This window comes from Cupriavidus sp. CP313 (assembly GCF_054072015.1).
Genome location: NZ_JBSVZB010000001.1, coordinates 287,980 through 306,108 on the forward strand (window position 1 = coordinate 287,980; position 18,129 = coordinate 306,108).

Genomic DNA, 18,129 nt, shown 5'->3' on the forward strand with positions numbered 1-18,129 from the left:
ATTGCACCCCTCTCCTGCTTGCGGGAGAGGGGTGCATATGCGAGGGGCGACAGCATTCTCGAAAGCTATCTCTCGACCACAACCTACCCTCCACCGCGTTTGCCGTGCGCCTCCAGCACAAAGTAGCTGATCGCCCCGATCATCAACGGAATCAGGTAATACAACGCGCGATAGACAATCAGCGCCGCCAGCAGCAGCCCGTGCGGCACCTGCCCGCCCAGCATCGTCAGGAACACGGTCTCGATCACGCCGAGGCCCCCCGGGACCCGTACCACCACGCCCGCCAGCCCCGAGGCCAGCAACACCCCAAGCACCGTGAAGTACCCCGCATGCGTATGCAGCAGCGAATATAGGATCGCCGCCATCGCCATCCAGTGGGCCGCCGACAACAGGCACTGCAGCGCCGCGAAACCCACCGACGGCACATAGATGTCGTGGTCGCGCACGGTCCGGTGCCGGCCGTGCCAGGCGGCACAGGCAGCCAGGTAGGCAGCCGGCACCGCCAGCATCAGCACGCCCAGCACCCGTGTCAGCACCGCGGGAATGCCCCACTCCGGCGGCAGCACCACCAGCTGCGCCGCCAGGATGCCCCCCGCCAGCAAGGCATAGCCGAGCCAGTTGCTGCTCACCACCACCACGAACAGGCTCCAGATCTGCGGCAGGGTCAGCCCGGCGCGCGTGTACAGGCGATAGCGCACGCCCGCGCCGCCCAGCGTGGCCCCAAGGTTGAGGCTGAGCGTGTAGCTGACATAAGAGATCGCCATCACCCGCCGCGCCGGCAACGGGTGTCCGGCATAGTGGCAGCCAAGCCGGTCGAACTGGCTGTACAGCAAGCCGCTCAGTGCAACGAAGGCCGCCGCCGGCACCAGCGTGCGGGCGTTGAAGCCGCGCAGCGCGGCCAGCACCGCGTTCCAGTCGATGGTGCCCAGCTTGCGCGCGATCAGCGCCAGCACCGCGGCGATGAACAGGATGCCGATGGCACGGCGCCACGCGGGCCAATGCGCATGCTGGCGGATGGCCGAGAAGGTCGTCGCGCCCATCATTGCGCGCCTCCCCTCGTCGCCGCGCGCCGCCAGACCGGCTGCGGCAGGAATGTGCAGGAATGCAGGCCTGCGCCCGCCAGCCCGGCGTGCAATTTCTGGCCTGCCTCGGCTTCAAACAGGATAAAAGTTTCCGGCAGTGCGCTTTCGCGCGCGCACGGGATCGCGCCGAACCCACACGACAGACGGCGCTCTGCGCCGTGCCCTGGCCGGCGGAAACGATTGGAGGCGGACTGTATCGGTGTCATGACCTGAGAAAGCCGCAAACACCGTGCCAGCGCGGGCCCGTCAACCCCCTCAACCCCGGCCACGGCTGCGCCGCCAGCGTGCCAGGGCCGCGGCCGCCAGCGCACCGGCGGCAAGCCCGGCAATGAACACCGCGGCAGTGGTCCCGTCCCAGCCCGTCGCGGCGGCAACATCTGCACTGCCCCGCGCAAGGGGCGCGAGCGACTGCCAGTCGGCAGCCGTGAACTGCGTCATCGCCGGCGCCCCGTCCAGGCCATACACGCAGATCTCCCCGCCCGGCAGCTTGCAGAAGCGCTCGCGCGGGCAGGCCGTGAGGATGGCCTGCGGGGCGCCCTCGCCGCAGTTGGCCCCGGCGCTGCGCAAGACCTGGATCGTGACTTCGGGATGCCGGGTGAGTTGTTCGGGCATGGCCGCCTCCAAACAGGTGACGCTGTCCTTCAGCGTAGTGCAGCCAGGCGCCGGCGCCCATATTCACCAGGGGCATATGACCATGCGTAATAACTCGTTCGCCTATTGCCTGCCTTTCCATACAATGGGCCGACGCTGTGGCGAGACGCTGCAGGCCTCCAACAACATAACGGGGAGCATCAGATGCAATACGGGAAATTCGGCTTCGTCGCACGGCTGGCGGCAGCGGTGCTGGCACTGGGCGTGATGCAGGGTGCGGGCGCGGCCGATCCGGACAAGAAGGAAATCCGCTTCGGCGCCACCGCCGGCCCCTACGCCGACCAGATCCGCTATGGCGTGAAGCCGGTGCTGGAAAAGCGCGGCTACAAGGTCACCATCATTGAGTTCAGCGACTACGTGCAGCCTAACCTGGCGCTGGCCGACGGCGCCATCGATGCCAATGCGTTCCAGCATGTGGCCTACCTGAAGAAGTTCTCGGCCGACCGCAAGCTGGCGCTGACCGACGTGATCCAGGTGCCGACCGCGCCGATCGGCATCTACAGCCGCAAGCACAAGGGCCTGGCCGAGGTGAAGCCCGGCAATACCGTGTCGCTGCCGAACGATCCCACCAACCTGGCGCGCGCCATCGCCATCCTGCAGCAGATCGGCTGGGTCACGCTCAAGCCGGGCACCGACCCGATCCGCGCCAGCGAGCGCGACATCGACGCCAACCCGCACAAGCTCAAGCTGATCCAGCTGGAAGCCGCCCAGCTGCCGCGCTCGCTCGACGACGTGGACTACGCCTTCGTCAACGGCAACTATGCGCTGGCCTCGGGCCTGAAGCTGACCTCGGCGCTGGCGCTGGAGAAGATTCCTGACTACTACATGAACCTGGTCGCGGTGAAGACGGCGGACCTGAACAAGCCCTTCGTCAAGGACATCCGCGAGGCCTACGAGTCGGCGGAGTTCAAGGCCGTGACGCAGCAGCGCTTTGCGGGCTTCGTCCAGCCGCCGTACCAACGCTGAGCCACCGCGCTCTCGCCAGCAAGAAAGCGCCGTCAGGCGCTTTCTTGCATTTGGGGCCGCTGTCGCGCGCATTGTGCGCAGCAAGACAATTTTGCGCCGCGCGCGCCGCGCAAATGCCCTACACTCAAGCTCAAGTCCCCCGCGCCCAAAAAGCACGGCAGGGATCACAACGCGATCATTGCTGCGGATAGCTGCGAAGATCCTCGCGGCCGTCCCTGCGGATCCTGTCGAGACAACCGCATCGAGAGACCTGCCATGTCCACGGTTGCGCGCTTTGAGATCGGCTACACCCGCTACCTTGCCCCGCCGGGCGACACTTCCTCCCCCACCTCTTCTCCTCCGCCATTCGCCAGCGATCCTGACGCACTGGTGCCGCTGTACCAGGCGATGGTGCTGACGCGCCAGTTCGACCTGAAAGCGATTGCGCTGCAGCGCACCGGCAAGATCGGCACCTTTGCCTCGGCACTCGGCCAGGAAGCCATCGGCGTGGGCGTGGCCTTTGCCATGCGGCCCGAAGACGTGCTGGTGCCCTCGTACCGCGACCACGCGGCGCAGTTTGTGCGCGGCGTCACGATGACCGAGAGCCTGCTGTACTGGGGCGGCGACGAACGCGGCAGCGGCTTTGCGGCGGCGCCGCATGACTTTGCCAACTGCGTGCCGATCGGCACCCAGGTCTGCCACGCGGCCGGCGCCGCCTATGCATTCCAGCTGCGCGGCGAGCCGCGCGTGGCGGTGTGCCTGCTGGGCGATGGCGGCACCTCCAAGGGCGATTTCTATGAGGGCATGAACATGGCCGGCGCGTGGCACGCGCCGCTGGTGATCGTGATCAACAACAACCAGTGGGCAATCTCGATGCCGCGCAGCGGCCAGACCGCGGCGCAGACGCTGGCGCAGAAGGCCATTGCCGCCGGCATCCCCGGCGAGCAGGTCGACGGCAACGACGTGGTCGCAGTGCGGCACCGCGTCGGCGAGGCCATCGCGCGCGCCCGCGCCGGCGGCGGCCCGGCGCTGATCGAGGCCATCACGTACCGATTGGGCGACCACACCACCGCCGACGACGCCTCGCGCTACCGCGACGAGGCCAGCGTCAAGGCGCACTGGCAGGAAGAGCCGCTGCTGCGGCTGCGCACGCACCTGCTGGCGCTGCACGCGTGGGACGCAGCGCGCGAGGAAGCGCTGGTCAAGGCCTGCTCACAGCAGGTGGCGCAGGCCGTGGAGACTTACCTGGCGATGCCGCCGCCGGATCCGGCCGCGATGTTCGACTGCCTGTACGCGGCCATGCCGGCCGAATTGCAGGCGCAGCTGGAGATTGCCCGGCGCTTCCCGGCGCCGCACGGATAAGCAGCGAACCCTGCGCCTCCACGTAGCGACCACAGCGAGCGAACCATGGCGGAAATCAATCTGGTCGAAGCAGTCAACCTGGCGCTGGCCCATGCGCTGGATCACGATCCCGATGTGCTGTTGCTGGGCGAGGATATCGGCGTCAATGGCGGCGTGTTCCGCGCCACCGCGGGCCTGCAGGCGCGCTTTGGCGCGGCGCGCGTCATGGATACGCCGCTTGCCGAAGGCGGCATCGTCGGCGCGGCCATCGGCATGGCGGCAATGGGGCTCAAGCCCGTGGCCGAGATCCAGTTCACCGGCTTTATCTACCCGGCGGTCGATCAAATCATCAACCACGCCGGACGCATGCGGCACCGCACGCGCGGGCGCTTGTCGTGTCCGATGGTAGTGCGCTCGCCGTGCGGTGCCGGCATCCATGCGCCCGAGCATCATTCCGAAAGCCCGGAAGCGATGTTCGCGCATATGCCAGGCATCCGCGTGGTGGTGCCTTCATCGCCTGCGCGCGGGTACGGGCTGCTGCTGGCGGCCATCGCCGATCCGGACCCAGTCATCTTCCTCGAACCCACGCGGCTGTACCGCCTGTTCCGCCAGGAAGTGGCGGACGACGGCGCGGCGCTGCCGCTGGACACCTGCTTCACGCTGCGTGAAGGCACCGATATCACGCTGGTGAGCTGGGGCGCGATGGTGCAGGAGACGCTCGCCGCCGCGGACGCACTGGCCGGCGAGGGCGTGACGGCCACGGTCATCGACGTGGCCACGCTCAAGCCGCTGGACATGCAGACCATCCTGGAATCGGTGACGCGCACGGGCCGCTGCGTGATCGTGCATGAGGCCCCGCGCACCGCCGGCTTCGGCGCCGAGATCGCGGCGCAGCTGGCCGACGCGGGCCTCTACTCACTGGCCGCGCCGGTGCAGCGCGTGACCGGCTTCGACACCGTGGTGCCGCTGGCGCGGCTGGAATACACCTACCTGCCTGGCGTCGCCCGCATCGTCGACGCGGCGCGCAAGGCGATGGCGGCATAACGCGGGAATTGCCGACGATAGGCAAGGAGTGCCGATGAGAGTCTTCAAGCTGCCCGACCTGGGCGAAGGCCTGCAGGAAGCCGAAATCGTGACCTGGCACGTCAAGACCGGCGACACCGTGGCCGCTGACCAGCCGCTGCTGTCAGTGGAGACGGCCAAGGCCATCGTGGAAATCCCGTCGCTGTATGCCGGCACCATCGGCAAGCTGTTTGCGCAGCCCGGCGACATCGTCCACCTGGGCGCGCCGCTGGTCGGCTTCGAGGGTGCGGGCGAGGATGCCGATGCCGGCACCGTGGTGGGCTCGGTCCAGGTCGGCACGCACGTGGTCAATGAAGCCGCGCCTCCGGGCACCGCGGCACCCGCCGCGGGCATGGCCGCGCGCGTCAAGGCCACGCCGGCAGTGCGCGCGCTGGCGCGCCGGCTGGGGGTGGACCTGGCAATGGCCACGGCTTCGGGCCCCGAGGGCGTGGTCACCGCCGCCGACGTGGAGCGGGTAGCCAGCACGCTGGCCGAGCTGGGCGCGCCGGAAGAGCTGCGCGGCGTGCGCCGGGCGATGGCGCAGAACATGGCGCGTGCACAAGCCGAAGTGGCCGCCGCCACCGTGATGGACGACGCCGACATCCACGCCTGGCAGCCCGGCGCCGATGTCACCATCCGGCTGGTGCGCGCCCTGGTGGCCGGCTGCCGCGCCGAGCCCGGCCTCAATGCCTGGTACGAAGGCCAGACCGCCCGCCGCCACGTGCTGAAGAAGATCGACGTCGGCATTGCCGCGGACCTGCCCGAGGGCCTGTTCGTGCCGGTGCTGCGCGACGTGGGCAACCGCGATGCCGCAGACCTGCGCCACGGCCTGGACCGCATGCGCGCCGATATCCGCGCGCGCACCATCGCGCCGGAGGAGATGCGCGGCAACACCATCACGCTGTCCAACTTCGGCATGATCGCGGGGCGCTATGCCGCGCCTATCGTGGTGCCGCCGACCGTGGCAATCCTGGGTGCGGGACGCGTGCGCGAGGAAGTGGTCGCGGCCGGCGGCGTGCCGGCGGTGCACCGGGTGATGCCGCTGAGCCTGACCTTTGACCATCGGGTGGTGACGGGTGGGGAGGCGGCACGGTTTTTGGCGGCGGTGATTGCGGATCTGGAGATGGCGGTGTAAATCTGGCCGACAGCAGGCACACTGGCCCGGCCGATAGTTTCTGAGAATGCCGCTGCCCGTCGTGGCCGCACCCCTCTCCCGCGAGAAAGGAGAGGAGTGGGAAATTCGCTCGATAGGAAGGAAATGCCGGCGCCGTTGTTTGCTGCTGGCCGCCCGCGGCTAGCGTATGTTGGCGGAAATCATCCCCGCTAGTAGTGGAATCGCCGGCACGGGATGAACGCCAATCTCCGAGATGAATCTTCTTATCTATCGACCGTTCCAGGTCAACTATCTGGCCCGCCCTCAATCCGTCCACATCGCCTGATTTCATCAGCTCGGGAGAGCTTTGTTCTCAATCTGATTTATGCAACGGCTCGCCGCAGCGCATGATTTGCCCCGGCGCCGCGGAGTATTTCCCGTGCGCCGGCATTCGTTCGTCCGCTCGAATCTGCCAATGAAAATGATTCAGGCTAATTCAGATTATCTTAATTCTGACTTCAATCAATACGAGTCATTTTTAGGAAACGTCTGATTTACCGCTGGACACCGCCTTCAATATCATCCCATACGTATTGATGCCTCCTTGATGCGGGCGCAGCGATTGCCTCGCAAAATAGCCCGTTGGCTGCTTGCCGCAGCCACCAATCCATTTTCGCGGAGCGTGCTTGCATGGGTAATCGTCGGCCATCTTCATTTCGTACCGTCACCGTGTCCGGTGAGGGCCTCCCGGAGTTGCTGGGGCAGCCGCTGCTGGTGTTCTCCCGGCTGTCCGGCATCGAAGGCATCAATTCCTTATTTGAGTATGACCTGGAACTGAAGACGCCCGACTCCCGCAACGTCCTGTACGGCCCCGCAGGCGACTTCGACATGGAGGCCATGCAGGGCAAGGAGTTGACCATCAGCATCGAGCTAGATGGCTCCGGCACTGGCTTGGCGGGCGGCTTCGGCCAAGGCAAGCGCGAGATTACCGGCCTCGTGACCGACGTGCGAGGACCATTCCACGAGAATGAGCGCATCCTCTATCGCCTGACCTTGCGCCCCTGGCTGTGGCTGGCGACGCTTACCAGCACCTTCAAGCGATACCAGAACATGAATGTCCTGGAAATCGTGGAAGCGGTGTTGAGCAACTATACCTTCCCGGTCGAGCGCCGCCTGCTGGATATCCAGTACCCCAAGCGCGAATATCAGTTGCAGCCCGGCGAGACAGATTACCAGTTCGTGCGGCGCCTGCTCGCAGAATGGGGAATTTCGTTCTTCTTCGAACATTCGAACGGCCATCATCGAATGGTCTTGACTGACGGCAACGGGGCCTTCCAGAACATCCCCAGCCCCGCGTATCACACCATCAGTTGGTATCCGTCCTCAGACCGGGTGGACGAGGAACACCTCTACCAGTTCGAGGCGCACGACCGCCTGGTTACCGGCAAATGGGCGCACGGCGACCACGACTTCAAGCAGCCGCGCGCCGACCTGAATGTGTCCGCCGACGACCCGCGCGACACCAGCCACGCGAACTATGAACTGTACGCGTGGCCGGGCGACCACGCCGAACCCATGGCTGGCAGCGATGCCCGCGCGGAAGGCGACATGCTGGCGCGCATTCGCATGGAAGCGATCCGGCAGCACGGGCACCGCGTGCGCGGCAAGGGGAATGTCCGCTCCATGGCGGCAGGCCACACCTTTACGCTCTCGCGCTTCCTGCGCAAGAAAGCCAACTGCGAGTACCTGATTTTCAACACGCGCCTGCTGATCGAGGACGTGGGCGAATTCGCCGGCAGCGGCCAGCAATGGCGCTGCGAGGTCGAATTCGAGGCGCAGCCCACCCGCGAAATCTTCCGGCCAGAATGGGTCGAGAAGCCCTACATCGGCGGCACTCACATTGCGCGGGTCACAGGGCCGGCCAACCAGGAAATCTGGTGTGACAAATGGGGCCGGGTCCGCTGCGAGTTTTCCTGGGACCGCTACGGCAACAACGATGAGAACAGTTCCTGCTGGATCCGCGTGTCCAACTTTGCCTCGGGCGACCGCTTCGGCAACACGCACCTGCCACGCATCGGGCAAGAGGTCATTGTGGCCTATGTGGGCGGCGACCCGGACCGGCCCATCATCGTCGGTGTGATCAACAACCAGCTCAATTTGCCGCCGTGGGACCTGCCGAACCAACTTGCCCTGTCCGGCTACCAGAGCAAGGAACTGTTCGGCGAAGGCCGCAACCAGACGCTCTACGACGACACGCAGGGCCAGCAGCAAGTGCAAGTCGCGTCGGACCATCAGAGCAGCCTGCTCGCGCTGGGCCACAACGTCCGCGTCAACGACTGGGAGGGGCGCAAGGACAAGCGCGGCGAAGGCTACGAATTGCGAACTGACGCACATGGTGCGCTGCGCGCCGCCCTTGGCCTGCTCATCACCACCTTCTCGCGCCTGAACGCCGAAGGCAACGCCATGAACGTGCGTGATGTCGTTCAGTTGCTGGAAAGGGCGCAAGACATTGCCGCCACCATGGGCGAGAAGGCCACCGAAGCCCAGGCGCAGGACGGCGAGCAGCCGGACATCGCGAAGAAGCTGGAGACGCAAAACGAGCAGATCAAGGGTGGCGGCGACCTGAAAGAGTTCACCGCCCCCCACCTGGTGTCAGCCAGCCCCGCCGGCATTGTTTCCACCGCTGCCGGCTCGACCCACATCGCTAGCGGCGGAGACACCGCGCTAACCACCGGGGAACACCTGTCAATCACCACCGGTGGCGGGTTCTTTGCCAGCGTGCGCAAGGCACTGCGCCTCTTCGCATACGAGGCGGGCATGAAGCTGGTCGCCAACATGGGCGACATCGACCTGCAAGCGCTGAAGAACAACATCAACCTGCTGGCGAAGCTGAAGATCACGATGACCGCCAACGAGATCGTCATTCAGGCCAAGGAAAAGCTCCTGCTGGCGGGCGGCGGCAGCTACCTGCGCCTGGACGGCAACATCGAGCACGGCACCAACGGCAAGTTCACGGTCCACGCCGCCAGCAAGCTGCTGACGGGGCCGAACAGCATTCCGACCGAACTGAGCACCAAGCAGGTTTGCCTGGAATGCCTGCTGAAGGCGGCCAAGCGCAATACCGGCCTGCTGCTGCGCTGACAGGGGTGCCAATGACCGCGGAACGACACCCCGTGTACATCTACGCGCTGGCCGATGGCGCGCAGCACCCGTTGCTTATCGGCAACCTCATGCGCGAGGCCACCGAGCACCGCAACGTCTATGCCGGCCTGCCGGAGGAAGACGCCGGTGACGCCTCGCTGTTCCTGGCGCTGATTGCCGATGCCGACGAGCCCTGGCTCGCCAAGCTCGACGAACTCGACGTGCAGGCGCCTTGCATGACCCTGCTCTGGAGCCGGGTCGGCATCGATGCGCTCGCCGCGCACCTGCGCCATTTCCTGTTCGCCGACCTCGGCGACGGCTTGAGCGCGATGGTGCGCTACTTCGACCCGCGCAACCTGCGCACGGTCATGAACCTATGGGGCGAGGACACGACACGCAAACTGATAGCCCCCATCCTGCAATGGAAGTATCGCGGTCACGAGCCCGAGTGGAAGCGTGTGGATGGTCCGCTGAACGGCCAGCAAGTCCAGACCTCGCCTGTCGCCATCACGCTCGGTCAGCAGCAGGTTGATTATTTTGTCGCGCACTGCGAGCCAGATGAAATGCTGGCGGGCCTGATTGACGACGGCACTGTGCCCGGCGACGGCCCGTACCTGCCGCGCTTTCTGGATTTCATCGGACGTTACAAGCGCGTGGCGGCATGGCGGCTCACCGAACCCGCCGACCGCGTGGGTTACTGCCAATACTCGTACCGCTATGGCGCGGACTTCGACCAGGACCCCGAGGTGCGTCGGGTGCTGGAAGAACGCTCACGCGCGGGCGGCACCTTCGACGCCTGCATGGAACGCATTCCGGATTATGCGTGGAACCGCGTACTTGCCAGACAGGCCAATCACCAAACGGAGACTGACAATGACAAAAATTAGTCCGAGTCAGAAGCGCTCGCGGCCATGGACCACCGTGCTGGTGTTGCTCGGCACTATCGCCGCCACGTCCGCCTGTTCGGGTGAATCGCATTCTGGCCTGTCGGCAAGTGCGGCTAATAGCGCCGGCAAGGAAACAATCTATGCGGGCGGAGTTCGCGGGCTGAATTACTCCCCTGACTACATCCATAGTTTCAGCGTTAGCGGCCCGCGTGGCATGGAGGGCGGCGGCCCCAATGTCAGTCCAGCCCAAAAAGATGGTCCCGGCGGAGGTGGTGCGGAAATGTGTTGTATCGGTATTCCCCAGCCATGGAAGCCCGATACCAAGCTGGAAATCGAATGGGAGCTGGATCGGTCCCCCTATGACGGCGACATCCAAAACGGCTTGGAAGCGATGCGTGCAACGGTCACAGTGCCTCAATATGGATCGAGCGCGTCGGGTTTTTGGGCCATTTTCCTGCCGGGAGATCGAGTGAAAGTCATAGTCGCAGATGGCAATGCCAGCGGGCATAACGATGTCAATGTCAAACCAGCCGACGATGACCCATTTGTCGCGCGAGGCGTGCGTGACGACGCTCAGACCAAGGAACTCCAGGAGAGATATCGATGAGCGTATTCCGCTTGCCCAGCGTTGCAAAGGGAGACCAACAATGACAACAAGGAGCTTGAGCCGCAAACGCACTCGTTCATGGCTCACCGCCCTGGTGGTACTGGGCACGGTCGGCGCCATGTCCGCATGCTCGGGGGAATCGCGTTCTGCCCCGACAGCAAGCGCGGGTAGTAGCACCGGCAAGGAAACAATCTATCCGGGCGGAGTTCGCGGGCTGAATTACTCCCCTGACTACATCCATAGTTTCAGCGTTAGCGGCCCGCGTGGCATGGAGGGGGGCGGGGGCAACATGATTCGCGCCGGTAAGGAAGGACCTGGTGAAGCGGGCGAGCGATGCTGCATCGGGATACCGCAACCATGGAAGCCCGATACGCAACTGCATATTGAATGGGAGCGCGACCGCAAACCTTACGACTACAAAGACAGGAGCCAATTCGAAGTGCTTACGGCCACTGTCACGGTACCTCAATATGGATCGAGCACATCGGGCTTCTGGGCCATCTTCCTGCCGGGTGACCGAGTGAAAGTCATGGTCGCGGATGGCAATAGAAATGGGCATAACGATGTCAATGTCAGACCAGCCGACGATGACCCATTTGTCGCGCAAGGCGTGCGTGATGACGCCCAAACCAAGGAACTCCAGGAGAGATATCGATGAGCGTTTTCCGCTTGCCTAGTACCATGCCAGAAACCGACACAGGCCGCCTTCCTGAAGGAAAGCGCGCCTACGAATTCGGCAAGACGACGGTCAATGATGTGCTTGGGGCGTGTGAACAGACCATCCACATTAATCTGTTCTTCGACGGCACCAACAACAACGACGACCCCAAGACTAGAAGAAGCTGGCGAGACTCGACTTACAAGACGCATACAAATGTAGCGCGGCTGTTCAATGCCTGCCCCCATCGCCCGTTGAAGGGGATCTTCAGCTACTACATGGCAGGCGTTGGCACACCGTTCCCAGAACTGGGTGAGCACACCTACAGCAGCAGCGGCAAGGCCTTCGCCAGCGGCTTTGCCAAGCGCTGCGTCTGGGGCTATACCCGTGTACTAAATGGTGTACATGAAGCAATGACTGGCGTACATGGTGACGACCTGATCAAGGATGACGATGCCGCCAAGATTTGCGATAAGCTCGATTGGGGCCTCAGTTCCTCCTTGCTCACTACCAAGGAAAAGCACCTCGGCAGCCTTTATGAATCGCTGGTCCAGCAGTGCAAGCGCAACCGGCTCGTCAAGAAGGCTTACATCAATGTCTTTGGCTTCTCACGTGGCGCGGCGGGTGCTCGCGTCTTCGTCAGCAAATTGCTCAAGGATTGGGCAAAAAATGGCAAGCTGGCCGACAAGATCGAGTACGAAGTCAACTTCATGGGCCTGTTTGATACGGTGGCGTCGGTCGGGCCGCCTGACTCGTTCCGTGCCGCCGTGGACATTGGCACATTTGACGGTCACTTCTGGGCCGCGCGCGGCGGCGCCCTGGACATTCCGCCGCAAGTCCGCCATTGCGTTCATTTCTTTTCGATGCATGAGCAGCGCATGAGCTTCCCGCTGGATTCCATCCGGCAAGGCGACAGCTACCCCACGCTCAAACGCAAAGTGCTGGAAGTGCCGTATCCTGGCGTGCACTCGGACGTGGGCGGCAGCTATGCGCCGGGCGACCAGGGCAAGTCGGTCAAGGGCGAGGGACACCGGCTGGGCAAGATTACGCTGCACGAGATGTATATCGAAGCGCTGAAGGTAGGCGTGCCGTTGTACACCGTGGATGCCAAGAGCGAAGAAGACCGCATGCCTGCCCCTGTGCTTACGGATTTCACCATTGATCCGGCTGTCGCCGAAGCCTTCAACGAGTGGCGGGCCAAACTGCCCGCCATAGACAATGTTGAGAAGGCGCTCGAATTCGGTCTGCGCCAGAGCCTGCAATGGCGCAGCCTGCGCGCCCGCTGGCACACCGGTACCTACATCACCAATCAGCCGTTCTATCGCTATGCGGCGGAGAAGTGCGAGGCGAAACTGACGCCGCATCAGCTTGACCTCGAAACCGAAAGGCGCAAGCAGAACGATCCCGAGCTTCTGCGGCTACGCAAAGAGAAGGCCGAGCTATGTAAGCAGGCTGCGCGGCTGCAAGCGTACTCCGGACAGCGCCAGGCGATTCCTCAGATCATGGATGACATGAAGGAAATGGCCGCCATCCGAGCCAAAGCCGCGGCGAATGAAGCGGCCATTGCCAAGCGCGAGTGGGACATCATGGCGGAAGCTGCCGGGAAAGACCCTGCAGAACGCCGCGCCGGGGAAGGCGCTGACGAACTCGTCACCAATGACCGGACCGATTTGCTGGAGGCAGCGGAAGAATTCCAACTGCTGTTGGGCTTCCTTCATCCGGAGCAGCAGGCCAGTTTGAACGTGCGCAAAGAATCTGTCATCCGCCTGTTCAGCCTCGATGATGCTGGTAAGGGAGCTGCTACCGGCGCTCTCGGTGGAATAGTCGGTGCAGCCGGCGGTTCCATTGGTGGCGCCGTTGGCGGCACGATCAAGAAGTCTGGCGAACATCTTGCGGTGCCTCGCGCGGATCGCGCGAAAGCGGATTCACCCAACGTTGTGCTTGTGGACCCCGATGCGCTGGTTTCCACCGCCGCCCTCCGGTCCTATTACGCCAGTGATGATGTGCTGGTCAAGCCGGCTCCGGAGATGATTTCCTATCTGACTGCAACCACTGCCCCGAAAGCGGTAGACGAATTTTCTCTGCGCGAGAAGGCGGCCATCGAACTGTTTGACAACTACATCCACGACAGCCGCGCTTGGTTCCGCGTACCGAATTTCCATGAATACGCGCTAGGCGGGTACGGCTGGGCTCGCAGCTTCTTTGTCGGCGGCGACAAAAGGATCCAGTACCTCGGCATGACGGGCAGTGCGCAAAAACGTGCGGCCTGACAACAGCCCGTTCGCGTTCCACAGAATCCAATCCATCAACCTTGAAAACCACGTATGAACTACACGAAAACGGTGCGGAACTGGAAAAGAATCATTGGCTACGGCCTTGTTGGAGTGCTGTTCGGCGCTGCGCTGGCGCTTGGCCTAGAAGCTGCTGGCGATGCCGCATGCCGGGCAGGTATCGACCGCTGGATGGTTATCCGGGCCTACGCCGAATGGCTGACGCTTATATGGGCATTCATAGGAATCCTGATTGCCATCCTGCCCGAGAGGAAGAGCCCACCAATTTTATATAGCATTCTAGGAGCATTGATTGGTGCATTAATATATCTTTCGTGGTCAATATTCAGAATAGTATTAATCGGGATATTGGATCCGAAATTGGGGATGGATATAGCTGAAAATTATCTTGTTCCATCCGCTCCGTTCTTTGAATTTCTATTTGCCCTTCCTATTTATCTTGGAATACCTTGTTATGCATTAATTGGATTTCTACTTGGGAGACTTCGAAGCAGACATCTCGCTAAATCGCGTGTAAGCACGAGGTAAGGCATGCCTCAAGTCATTACGACCCTTATCGCCAACAGCAAACGAGGTAAAGCATGACAGCGTGGCTCAACAAGGACGACCCCGCACCAAGTCCGAAGCCGCCGGCGCAAGGTTCCACCGCCAGGCAGGCGGTGGCGGGGCAGGAAAAGCAGGAACCCTCCCAGGCGCCATTGCCTGCCGGCAAATCCATCGAAGCGCGTGTCGCGGAAATTGCTGGCGCGCGAAATCCACTGTACGAAGCCGCCAGACGGTTATTGCGCGCGCTCGCTGAAATCCCGGCAAAGATGGAAGAGCGCGGCAAGGTGGAGCGGCTGCGTGCGCTGCTTGAACAGGAACTGCGGGACTTCCAGGCGATTTGCGACCGGCTGAACATCGACCGCAAGCACACCACCGCCGCGCATTACGCGCTGTGCACGGCGCTGGATGAGGCGGTCAGCCACACAGAATGGGGCGGTGGCAATGCGGATTCGCTCGGCGCATGGCCGAGCAGTGCTCTCGCCTCGACCTTCCATCAGGACCGCCAGGGCGGCACCAAGGTGTTCCAAATCCTTGGCCGCTTGGTGGAATCGGTGCCGGAGAACATCGGTCCCATCGAGGTCTATTACCTAGTCTTGTCATTAGGCTTTCAGGGGCGGTATCGCGGCATGGCGGACGGCGAACAGCAACTGCGCATGATCCGGGGCCGTTTGCTCGATGCGCTCAACAAGCACTATGGGCCGGTACCCAAGGAACTGTCCCCGCATTGCGAGCCCGCCCCGCCTGGCCGCTTCCATCACCTGCGCGGCATTCCCGTCTGGATGAGCTGGGTATTAGCTGCGCTGGTTCTAGCCGGCCTGGCCGGCTGGTACAAATACCAGTTGCTGTTCAAGGAGCACGACGTGACGCAGCAGATCGCCGCCATCGGCAATCTGACGCCGCCACCGGCACCGAAGGCGCTGCGCCTGGCCGAACTGCTCAAGGACGAGATTGCGCGCGGTGTGGTGGCGGTCAAAGACGACGACCGCCGCAGCACCGTGGTGTTCCGGGGCGACGACATGTTCGGCGCGGGCCAGGCCGAAGTCAACGCGAAGCTAATGCCGGCGCTTGACAAGGTGGCGTCCGAGATCAACAAGGTCGAGGGCAAGGTGCAGGTCATCGGCCACAGCGACAACCAGCCGATCAAGAGCGCGCGGTTCCCGTCCAACCAGGCGTTGTCGGAAGAGCGCGCCGCCATGGTCAGCGAATACCTCGCCGGCAATGGCGTTGCCAAGGGCCGCCTCGAAGCCATCGGCAAGGGCGACAGCGAGCCCATTACCGATAACCGGACCCCCGCCGCACGTGCCGCGAACCGGCGCGTGGAAGTGGTGGTGACCCAGTAACGCAGGAGCCACGCCAATGTCAGGAACACTCATCAGGAAGGGCGACGCGACCAGCCACAAGGGCGTGGTCATCACCGGGTCCGAGGAGGACCTGCTCGACGGCAAGCCGATGGCCCGACTCGGCGACCTCGTGGACTGCCCCGGGCATTACCCCGACGGACGCCCGCACGGCATCAATAAGATCATCACCGCGACCTCCGGCCTGATGCTGGGAGACCGCGAGGCCGCCTGCGCGGGTGACATGACCGAATGCGGCTGTACGCTGCTCGGCAGCTCGGACGCGAGCGCGGGATAGGACAAGTTCCTGGGTAGCGAGAGCGGCAAAGCGGCTGGGCCTACGTCGCAGCCAAGAAGCTGCGCCATGGATCAAACGCGAAGACGGGAGACCAGGCAGGTGCTGGCTCGCTGGCCTCGGCACTGTTTTGCCCTGTATATAATGCCCATCCAATCGCCGCCGCCATCACCGGCCGGGACAGCCGGACACCCTCATGGAATCCAAGACCGCCCGCCTTACCATCCTGATCGATCCGGTCAAGAAAAAGGCCTTTGAAACCCTGTGCGCCTCGCAGGACCTGACACCGTCGCAGGTCGTGCGCCAGCTGATCCGCGAATACCTGGCCCAGCATGGCGTGGAATACGCCACCAAGGCCAAGCCCGCGGGCAGCACACGGCAGAAGAAGTAACTCAGCGCGGGGCGTTGCCCTCGCCTGCACCTTCGCCTGCCAGCTCGCTGCAGCGCTGCACCGCCTGCGCCAGCGAATCCACGTAGTTGCCCTCCCCCAGCGCCGCCAGCACGCCCGCGCGCGCCAGCTTTTCCCTGACACGCTCGTTGGCTTCGGCCAGCACCACCGCCACGCCGCGTTTCTGCAGCGTCACGATCACGGCCTCGAGCGTCTGCAGGCCGGTCATGTCCATGAAGGGCACGCGGCCCAGGCGGATCAGCAGCACGCGCGGCTCGGTATGGGTCTGCACCAGCGCGCGCTCGCAGGCTTCCACGGCACCGAAGAAGAACGGGCCGTCGATCACATAGACCAGCACGCCCGGCGGCATCCGCGCGGCCAGGCCGGCGCCGGCGTCGCCCAGTTCGCGCGCTACGTCCACGGCATCCTGGCGCGCCACCTCCACTGACGCCGACATGCGCCGCAGGAACTGCAGCATGGCCAGGATCACGCCGATATTGACCGCCACCACCAGGTCGGTCAGCACGGTCAGGGTGAAGGTGATCAGCAGGATGGCCACGTCGGCGCGCGGCGGACCATGCGCGCAAACTGGCGCCCCTCGCTCATGTTGTAGGCCACCACGAACAGGATCGCGGCCAGCGTCTCCAGCGGCACGCTGCCCGCGAGCGGCGCCAGGAACAGCAGCACCATCACCAGCGTGAGCGCATGCACCACGCCGGCCAGCGGGCTGTTGCCGCCATTGCGGATATTGGTGGCGGTGCGGGCGATGGCGCCGGTGGCGGCAAACCCGCCGAACAGCGGCGCCAGGATATTGGCAATGCCCTGGCCGACCAGCTCCTGGTTGGAATCGTGCCGGGTGCCCGCCATGCCGTCGGCCACCACCGCGGACAGCAATGACTCGATCGCGCCCAGCATGGCGATGGTGAAGGCCGGCCCGGCCAGTTCCAGCACGCGCGCCAGCGTGATGTCCGGCAGCGCGGGCACGGGCAGCCCGCGCGGCAGGCCGCCAAAGGCGGTGCCGATGGTGGCGACGCCGTCGAAGCGGAACAGCGCCTGCACCGCGGTGGCAACCAGCAGCGCCACCAGCGGCCCGGGGATGCGCCGCAGCCAGCGCACGCGCGGCGCGCCCACTACCAGCGCCAGCGCGGTGGTGGCCGGGTGCCATTGCGGCAGCGCCTGCAGCAGGTGCCAGAGTTTTTCGTGGAAATGCTCGCCAGTGACCGGCGGCAGGCCAAAGAAATCGCGCCACTGGCCGACAAAGACGATCACGCCGATGCCAGCCGTGAAGCCGACGATCACCGGCGCGGGGATGAACCGGATCACGCTGCCCAGCCGCGTCAGCCCCATCGCCAGCAGGATCAGGCCCGCCATCAGGGTGGCGATCTGCAGGCCGTCGGTGCCGTGGCGCGCGGTCACGGCGGACAGCACCACGATAAACGCGCCGGTGGGCCCCGCGATCTGCAGCCGGCTGCCGCCGAACAGCGATACCGCCAGCCCGGCGACGATGGCCGTGTACAGGCCCTGCTCCGGCTTGGCTCCCGACGCGATCGCAAACGCCATGGCCAGCGGCAGCGCCACCACCCCGACGATCACGCCCGACACGATGTTCGGCAGCCAGTTGCCGCGTCGGAACAGTCCGGCCAGCCAAGCTTCGCGCAGCGCGATCATGCGTCAATCCCTCGGGTTCGTGCAGGATGATGATGGTGCATTGGATGATAACAGGATGTTAATGTCCGCCGGCTTGCGGCTTGCGCCGTGATATTCGCCACGTCTGCCCTGTCGCTTATGCCACTCAATTCCTATAC

At 64.1% G+C, this 18,129-nt stretch carries 15 protein-coding genes and 1 pseudogene; 13 read left to right on the plus strand and 3 right to left on the minus strand.

Translation table 11 applies throughout. From position 1 onward, the window contains the following. Positions 1-83 precede the first annotated feature (83 nt). On the minus strand, positions 84-1,043 hold the full coding sequence (locus tag ACW4E8_RS01290) for a lysylphosphatidylglycerol synthase domain-containing protein (RefSeq protein ID WP_456802860.1): 960 nt from the start codon (positions 1,041-1,043) through the stop codon (positions 84-86). Positions 1,044-1,337: 294 nt separating this feature from the next. Next, the gene (locus ACW4E8_RS01295; protein WP_456802861.1) at positions 1,338-1,694 is read right to left on the minus strand and encodes a hypothetical protein; all 357 of its coding nucleotides are present in this window, start codon (positions 1,692-1,694) and stop codon (positions 1,338-1,340) included. 183 nt (positions 1,695-1,877) lie between these two features. Between ACW4E8_RS01295 and ACW4E8_RS01300 the strand changes: the two genes are divergently transcribed. From ACW4E8_RS01300 to ACW4E8_RS01360, 13 genes are all read left to right on the plus strand, one after another. Then, a complete protein-coding gene (locus ACW4E8_RS01300; RefSeq protein WP_010810904.1) occupies positions 1,878-2,699 on the plus strand; it encodes a MetQ/NlpA family ABC transporter substrate-binding protein in 822 nt (273 codons plus the stop codon). A gap of 255 nt (positions 2,700-2,954) precedes the next feature. Continuing rightward, positions 2,955-4,040, plus strand: coding sequence for a pyruvate dehydrogenase (acetyl-transferring) E1 component subunit alpha (gene pdhA, locus ACW4E8_RS01305; RefSeq protein WP_456802862.1), 1,086 nt, complete (start codon positions 2,955-2,957; stop codon positions 4,038-4,040). 45 nt (positions 4,041-4,085) lie between these two features. Further along, positions 4,086-5,063, plus strand: a complete 978-nt coding sequence (locus ACW4E8_RS01310; RefSeq protein WP_456802863.1) for an alpha-ketoacid dehydrogenase subunit beta — start codon at positions 4,086-4,088, stop codon at positions 5,061-5,063. A 34-nt stretch (positions 5,064-5,097) separates the two neighbouring features. Then, entirely contained in the window at positions 5,098-6,216 is a 1,119-nt protein-coding gene (locus ACW4E8_RS01315; protein WP_456802864.1) for a dihydrolipoamide acetyltransferase family protein, read from the plus strand. Positions 6,217-6,864: 648 nt separating this feature from the next. Continuing rightward, positions 6,865-9,315: a type VI secretion system Vgr family protein gene (locus tag ACW4E8_RS01320; protein ID WP_456802865.1), complete on the plus strand. Its 2,451-nt coding sequence runs from the start codon at positions 6,865-6,867 to the stop codon at positions 9,313-9,315. 32 nt (positions 9,316-9,347) lie between these two features. After that, complete coding sequence (locus ACW4E8_RS01325; protein ID WP_456802866.1) at positions 9,348-10,202, plus strand: DUF4123 domain-containing protein; 855 nt, start codon at positions 9,348-9,350, stop codon at positions 10,200-10,202. After that, entirely contained in the window at positions 10,189-10,809 is a 621-nt protein-coding gene (locus tag ACW4E8_RS01330) for a DUF3304 domain-containing protein (protein ID WP_456802867.1), read from the plus strand. The genes ACW4E8_RS01325 and ACW4E8_RS01330 overlap by 14 nt, the downstream gene beginning before the upstream one ends. 40 nt (positions 10,810-10,849) lie before the next feature. Then, positions 10,850-11,467 carry a DUF3304 domain-containing protein gene (locus ACW4E8_RS01335; protein WP_456802868.1) on the plus strand — a complete coding sequence of 206 codons (618 nt, stop codon included), beginning with the start codon at positions 10,850-10,852 and terminating at the stop codon, positions 11,465-11,467. Then, positions 11,464-13,737, plus strand: a complete 2,274-nt coding sequence (locus ACW4E8_RS01340; protein WP_456802869.1) for a T6SS phospholipase effector Tle1-like catalytic domain-containing protein — start codon at positions 11,464-11,466, stop codon at positions 13,735-13,737. Before ACW4E8_RS01335 ends, ACW4E8_RS01340 begins: the two co-directional genes overlap by 4 nt. Positions 13,738-13,791: 54 nt before the next feature. Next, positions 13,792-14,286, plus strand: coding sequence for a hypothetical protein (locus ACW4E8_RS01345; RefSeq protein WP_456802870.1), 495 nt, complete (start codon positions 13,792-13,794; stop codon positions 14,284-14,286). Positions 14,287-14,417: 131 nt separating this feature from the next. Next, on the plus strand, positions 14,418-15,644 hold the full coding sequence (gene tssL / locus ACW4E8_RS01350; protein ID WP_456802871.1) for a type VI secretion system protein TssL, long form: 1,227 nt from the start codon (positions 14,418-14,420) through the stop codon (positions 15,642-15,644). A gap of 16 nt (positions 15,645-15,660) precedes the next feature. Next, positions 15,661-15,939: a PAAR domain-containing protein gene (locus tag ACW4E8_RS01355; RefSeq protein WP_456802872.1), complete on the plus strand. Its 279-nt coding sequence runs from the start codon at positions 15,661-15,663 to the stop codon at positions 15,937-15,939. 193 nt (positions 15,940-16,132) lie between these two features. Then, positions 16,133-16,327 (plus strand): hypothetical protein, encoded by a 195-nt coding sequence (locus ACW4E8_RS01360; RefSeq protein WP_018308668.1) that lies wholly within the window; start codon positions 16,133-16,135, stop codon positions 16,325-16,327. Position 16,328: 1 nt separating this feature from the next. Here ACW4E8_RS01360 and ACW4E8_RS01365 read toward each other — a convergent pair. After that, positions 16,329-17,992 (minus strand): annotated as a pseudogene (locus tag ACW4E8_RS01365) (SulP family inorganic anion transporter). Positions 17,993-18,129: the final 137 nt, after the last annotated feature.

Bases quoted from the DNA above. Each gene is read 5' to 3' on its own strand.
- ACW4E8_RS01290 (WP_456802860.1), bottom strand. From the start codon at position 1,043: ATGATGGGCGCGACGACCTTCTCGGCCATCCGCCAGCATGCGCATTGG.
- ACW4E8_RS01295 (WP_456802861.1), bottom strand. From the start codon at position 1,694: ATGCCCGAACAACTCACCCGGCATCCCGAAGTCACGATCCAGGTCTTG.
- ACW4E8_RS01300 (WP_010810904.1), top strand. From the start codon at position 1,878: ATGCAATACGGGAAATTCGGCTTCGTCGCACGGCTGGCGGCAGCGGTG.
- pdhA (WP_456802862.1), top strand. From the start codon at position 2,955: ATGTCCACGGTTGCGCGCTTTGAGATCGGCTACACCCGCTACCTTGCC.
- ACW4E8_RS01310 (WP_456802863.1), top strand. From the start codon at position 4,086: ATGGCGGAAATCAATCTGGTCGAAGCAGTCAACCTGGCGCTGGCCCAT.
- ACW4E8_RS01315 (WP_456802864.1), top strand. From the start codon at position 5,098: ATGAGAGTCTTCAAGCTGCCCGACCTGGGCGAAGGCCTGCAGGAAGCC.
- ACW4E8_RS01320 (WP_456802865.1), top strand. From the start codon at position 6,865: ATGGGTAATCGTCGGCCATCTTCATTTCGTACCGTCACCGTGTCCGGT.
- ACW4E8_RS01330 (WP_456802867.1), top strand. From the start codon at position 10,189: ATGACAAAAATTAGTCCGAGTCAGAAGCGCTCGCGGCCATGGACCACC.
- ACW4E8_RS01335 (WP_456802868.1), top strand. From the start codon at position 10,850: ATGACAACAAGGAGCTTGAGCCGCAAACGCACTCGTTCATGGCTCACC.
- ACW4E8_RS01340 (WP_456802869.1), top strand. From the start codon at position 11,464: ATGAGCGTTTTCCGCTTGCCTAGTACCATGCCAGAAACCGACACAGGC.
- ACW4E8_RS01345 (WP_456802870.1), top strand. From the start codon at position 13,792: ATGAACTACACGAAAACGGTGCGGAACTGGAAAAGAATCATTGGCTAC.
- ACW4E8_RS01355 (WP_456802872.1), top strand. From the start codon at position 15,661: ATGTCAGGAACACTCATCAGGAAGGGCGACGCGACCAGCCACAAGGGC.
- ACW4E8_RS01360 (WP_018308668.1), top strand. From the start codon at position 16,133: ATGGAATCCAAGACCGCCCGCCTTACCATCCTGATCGATCCGGTCAAG.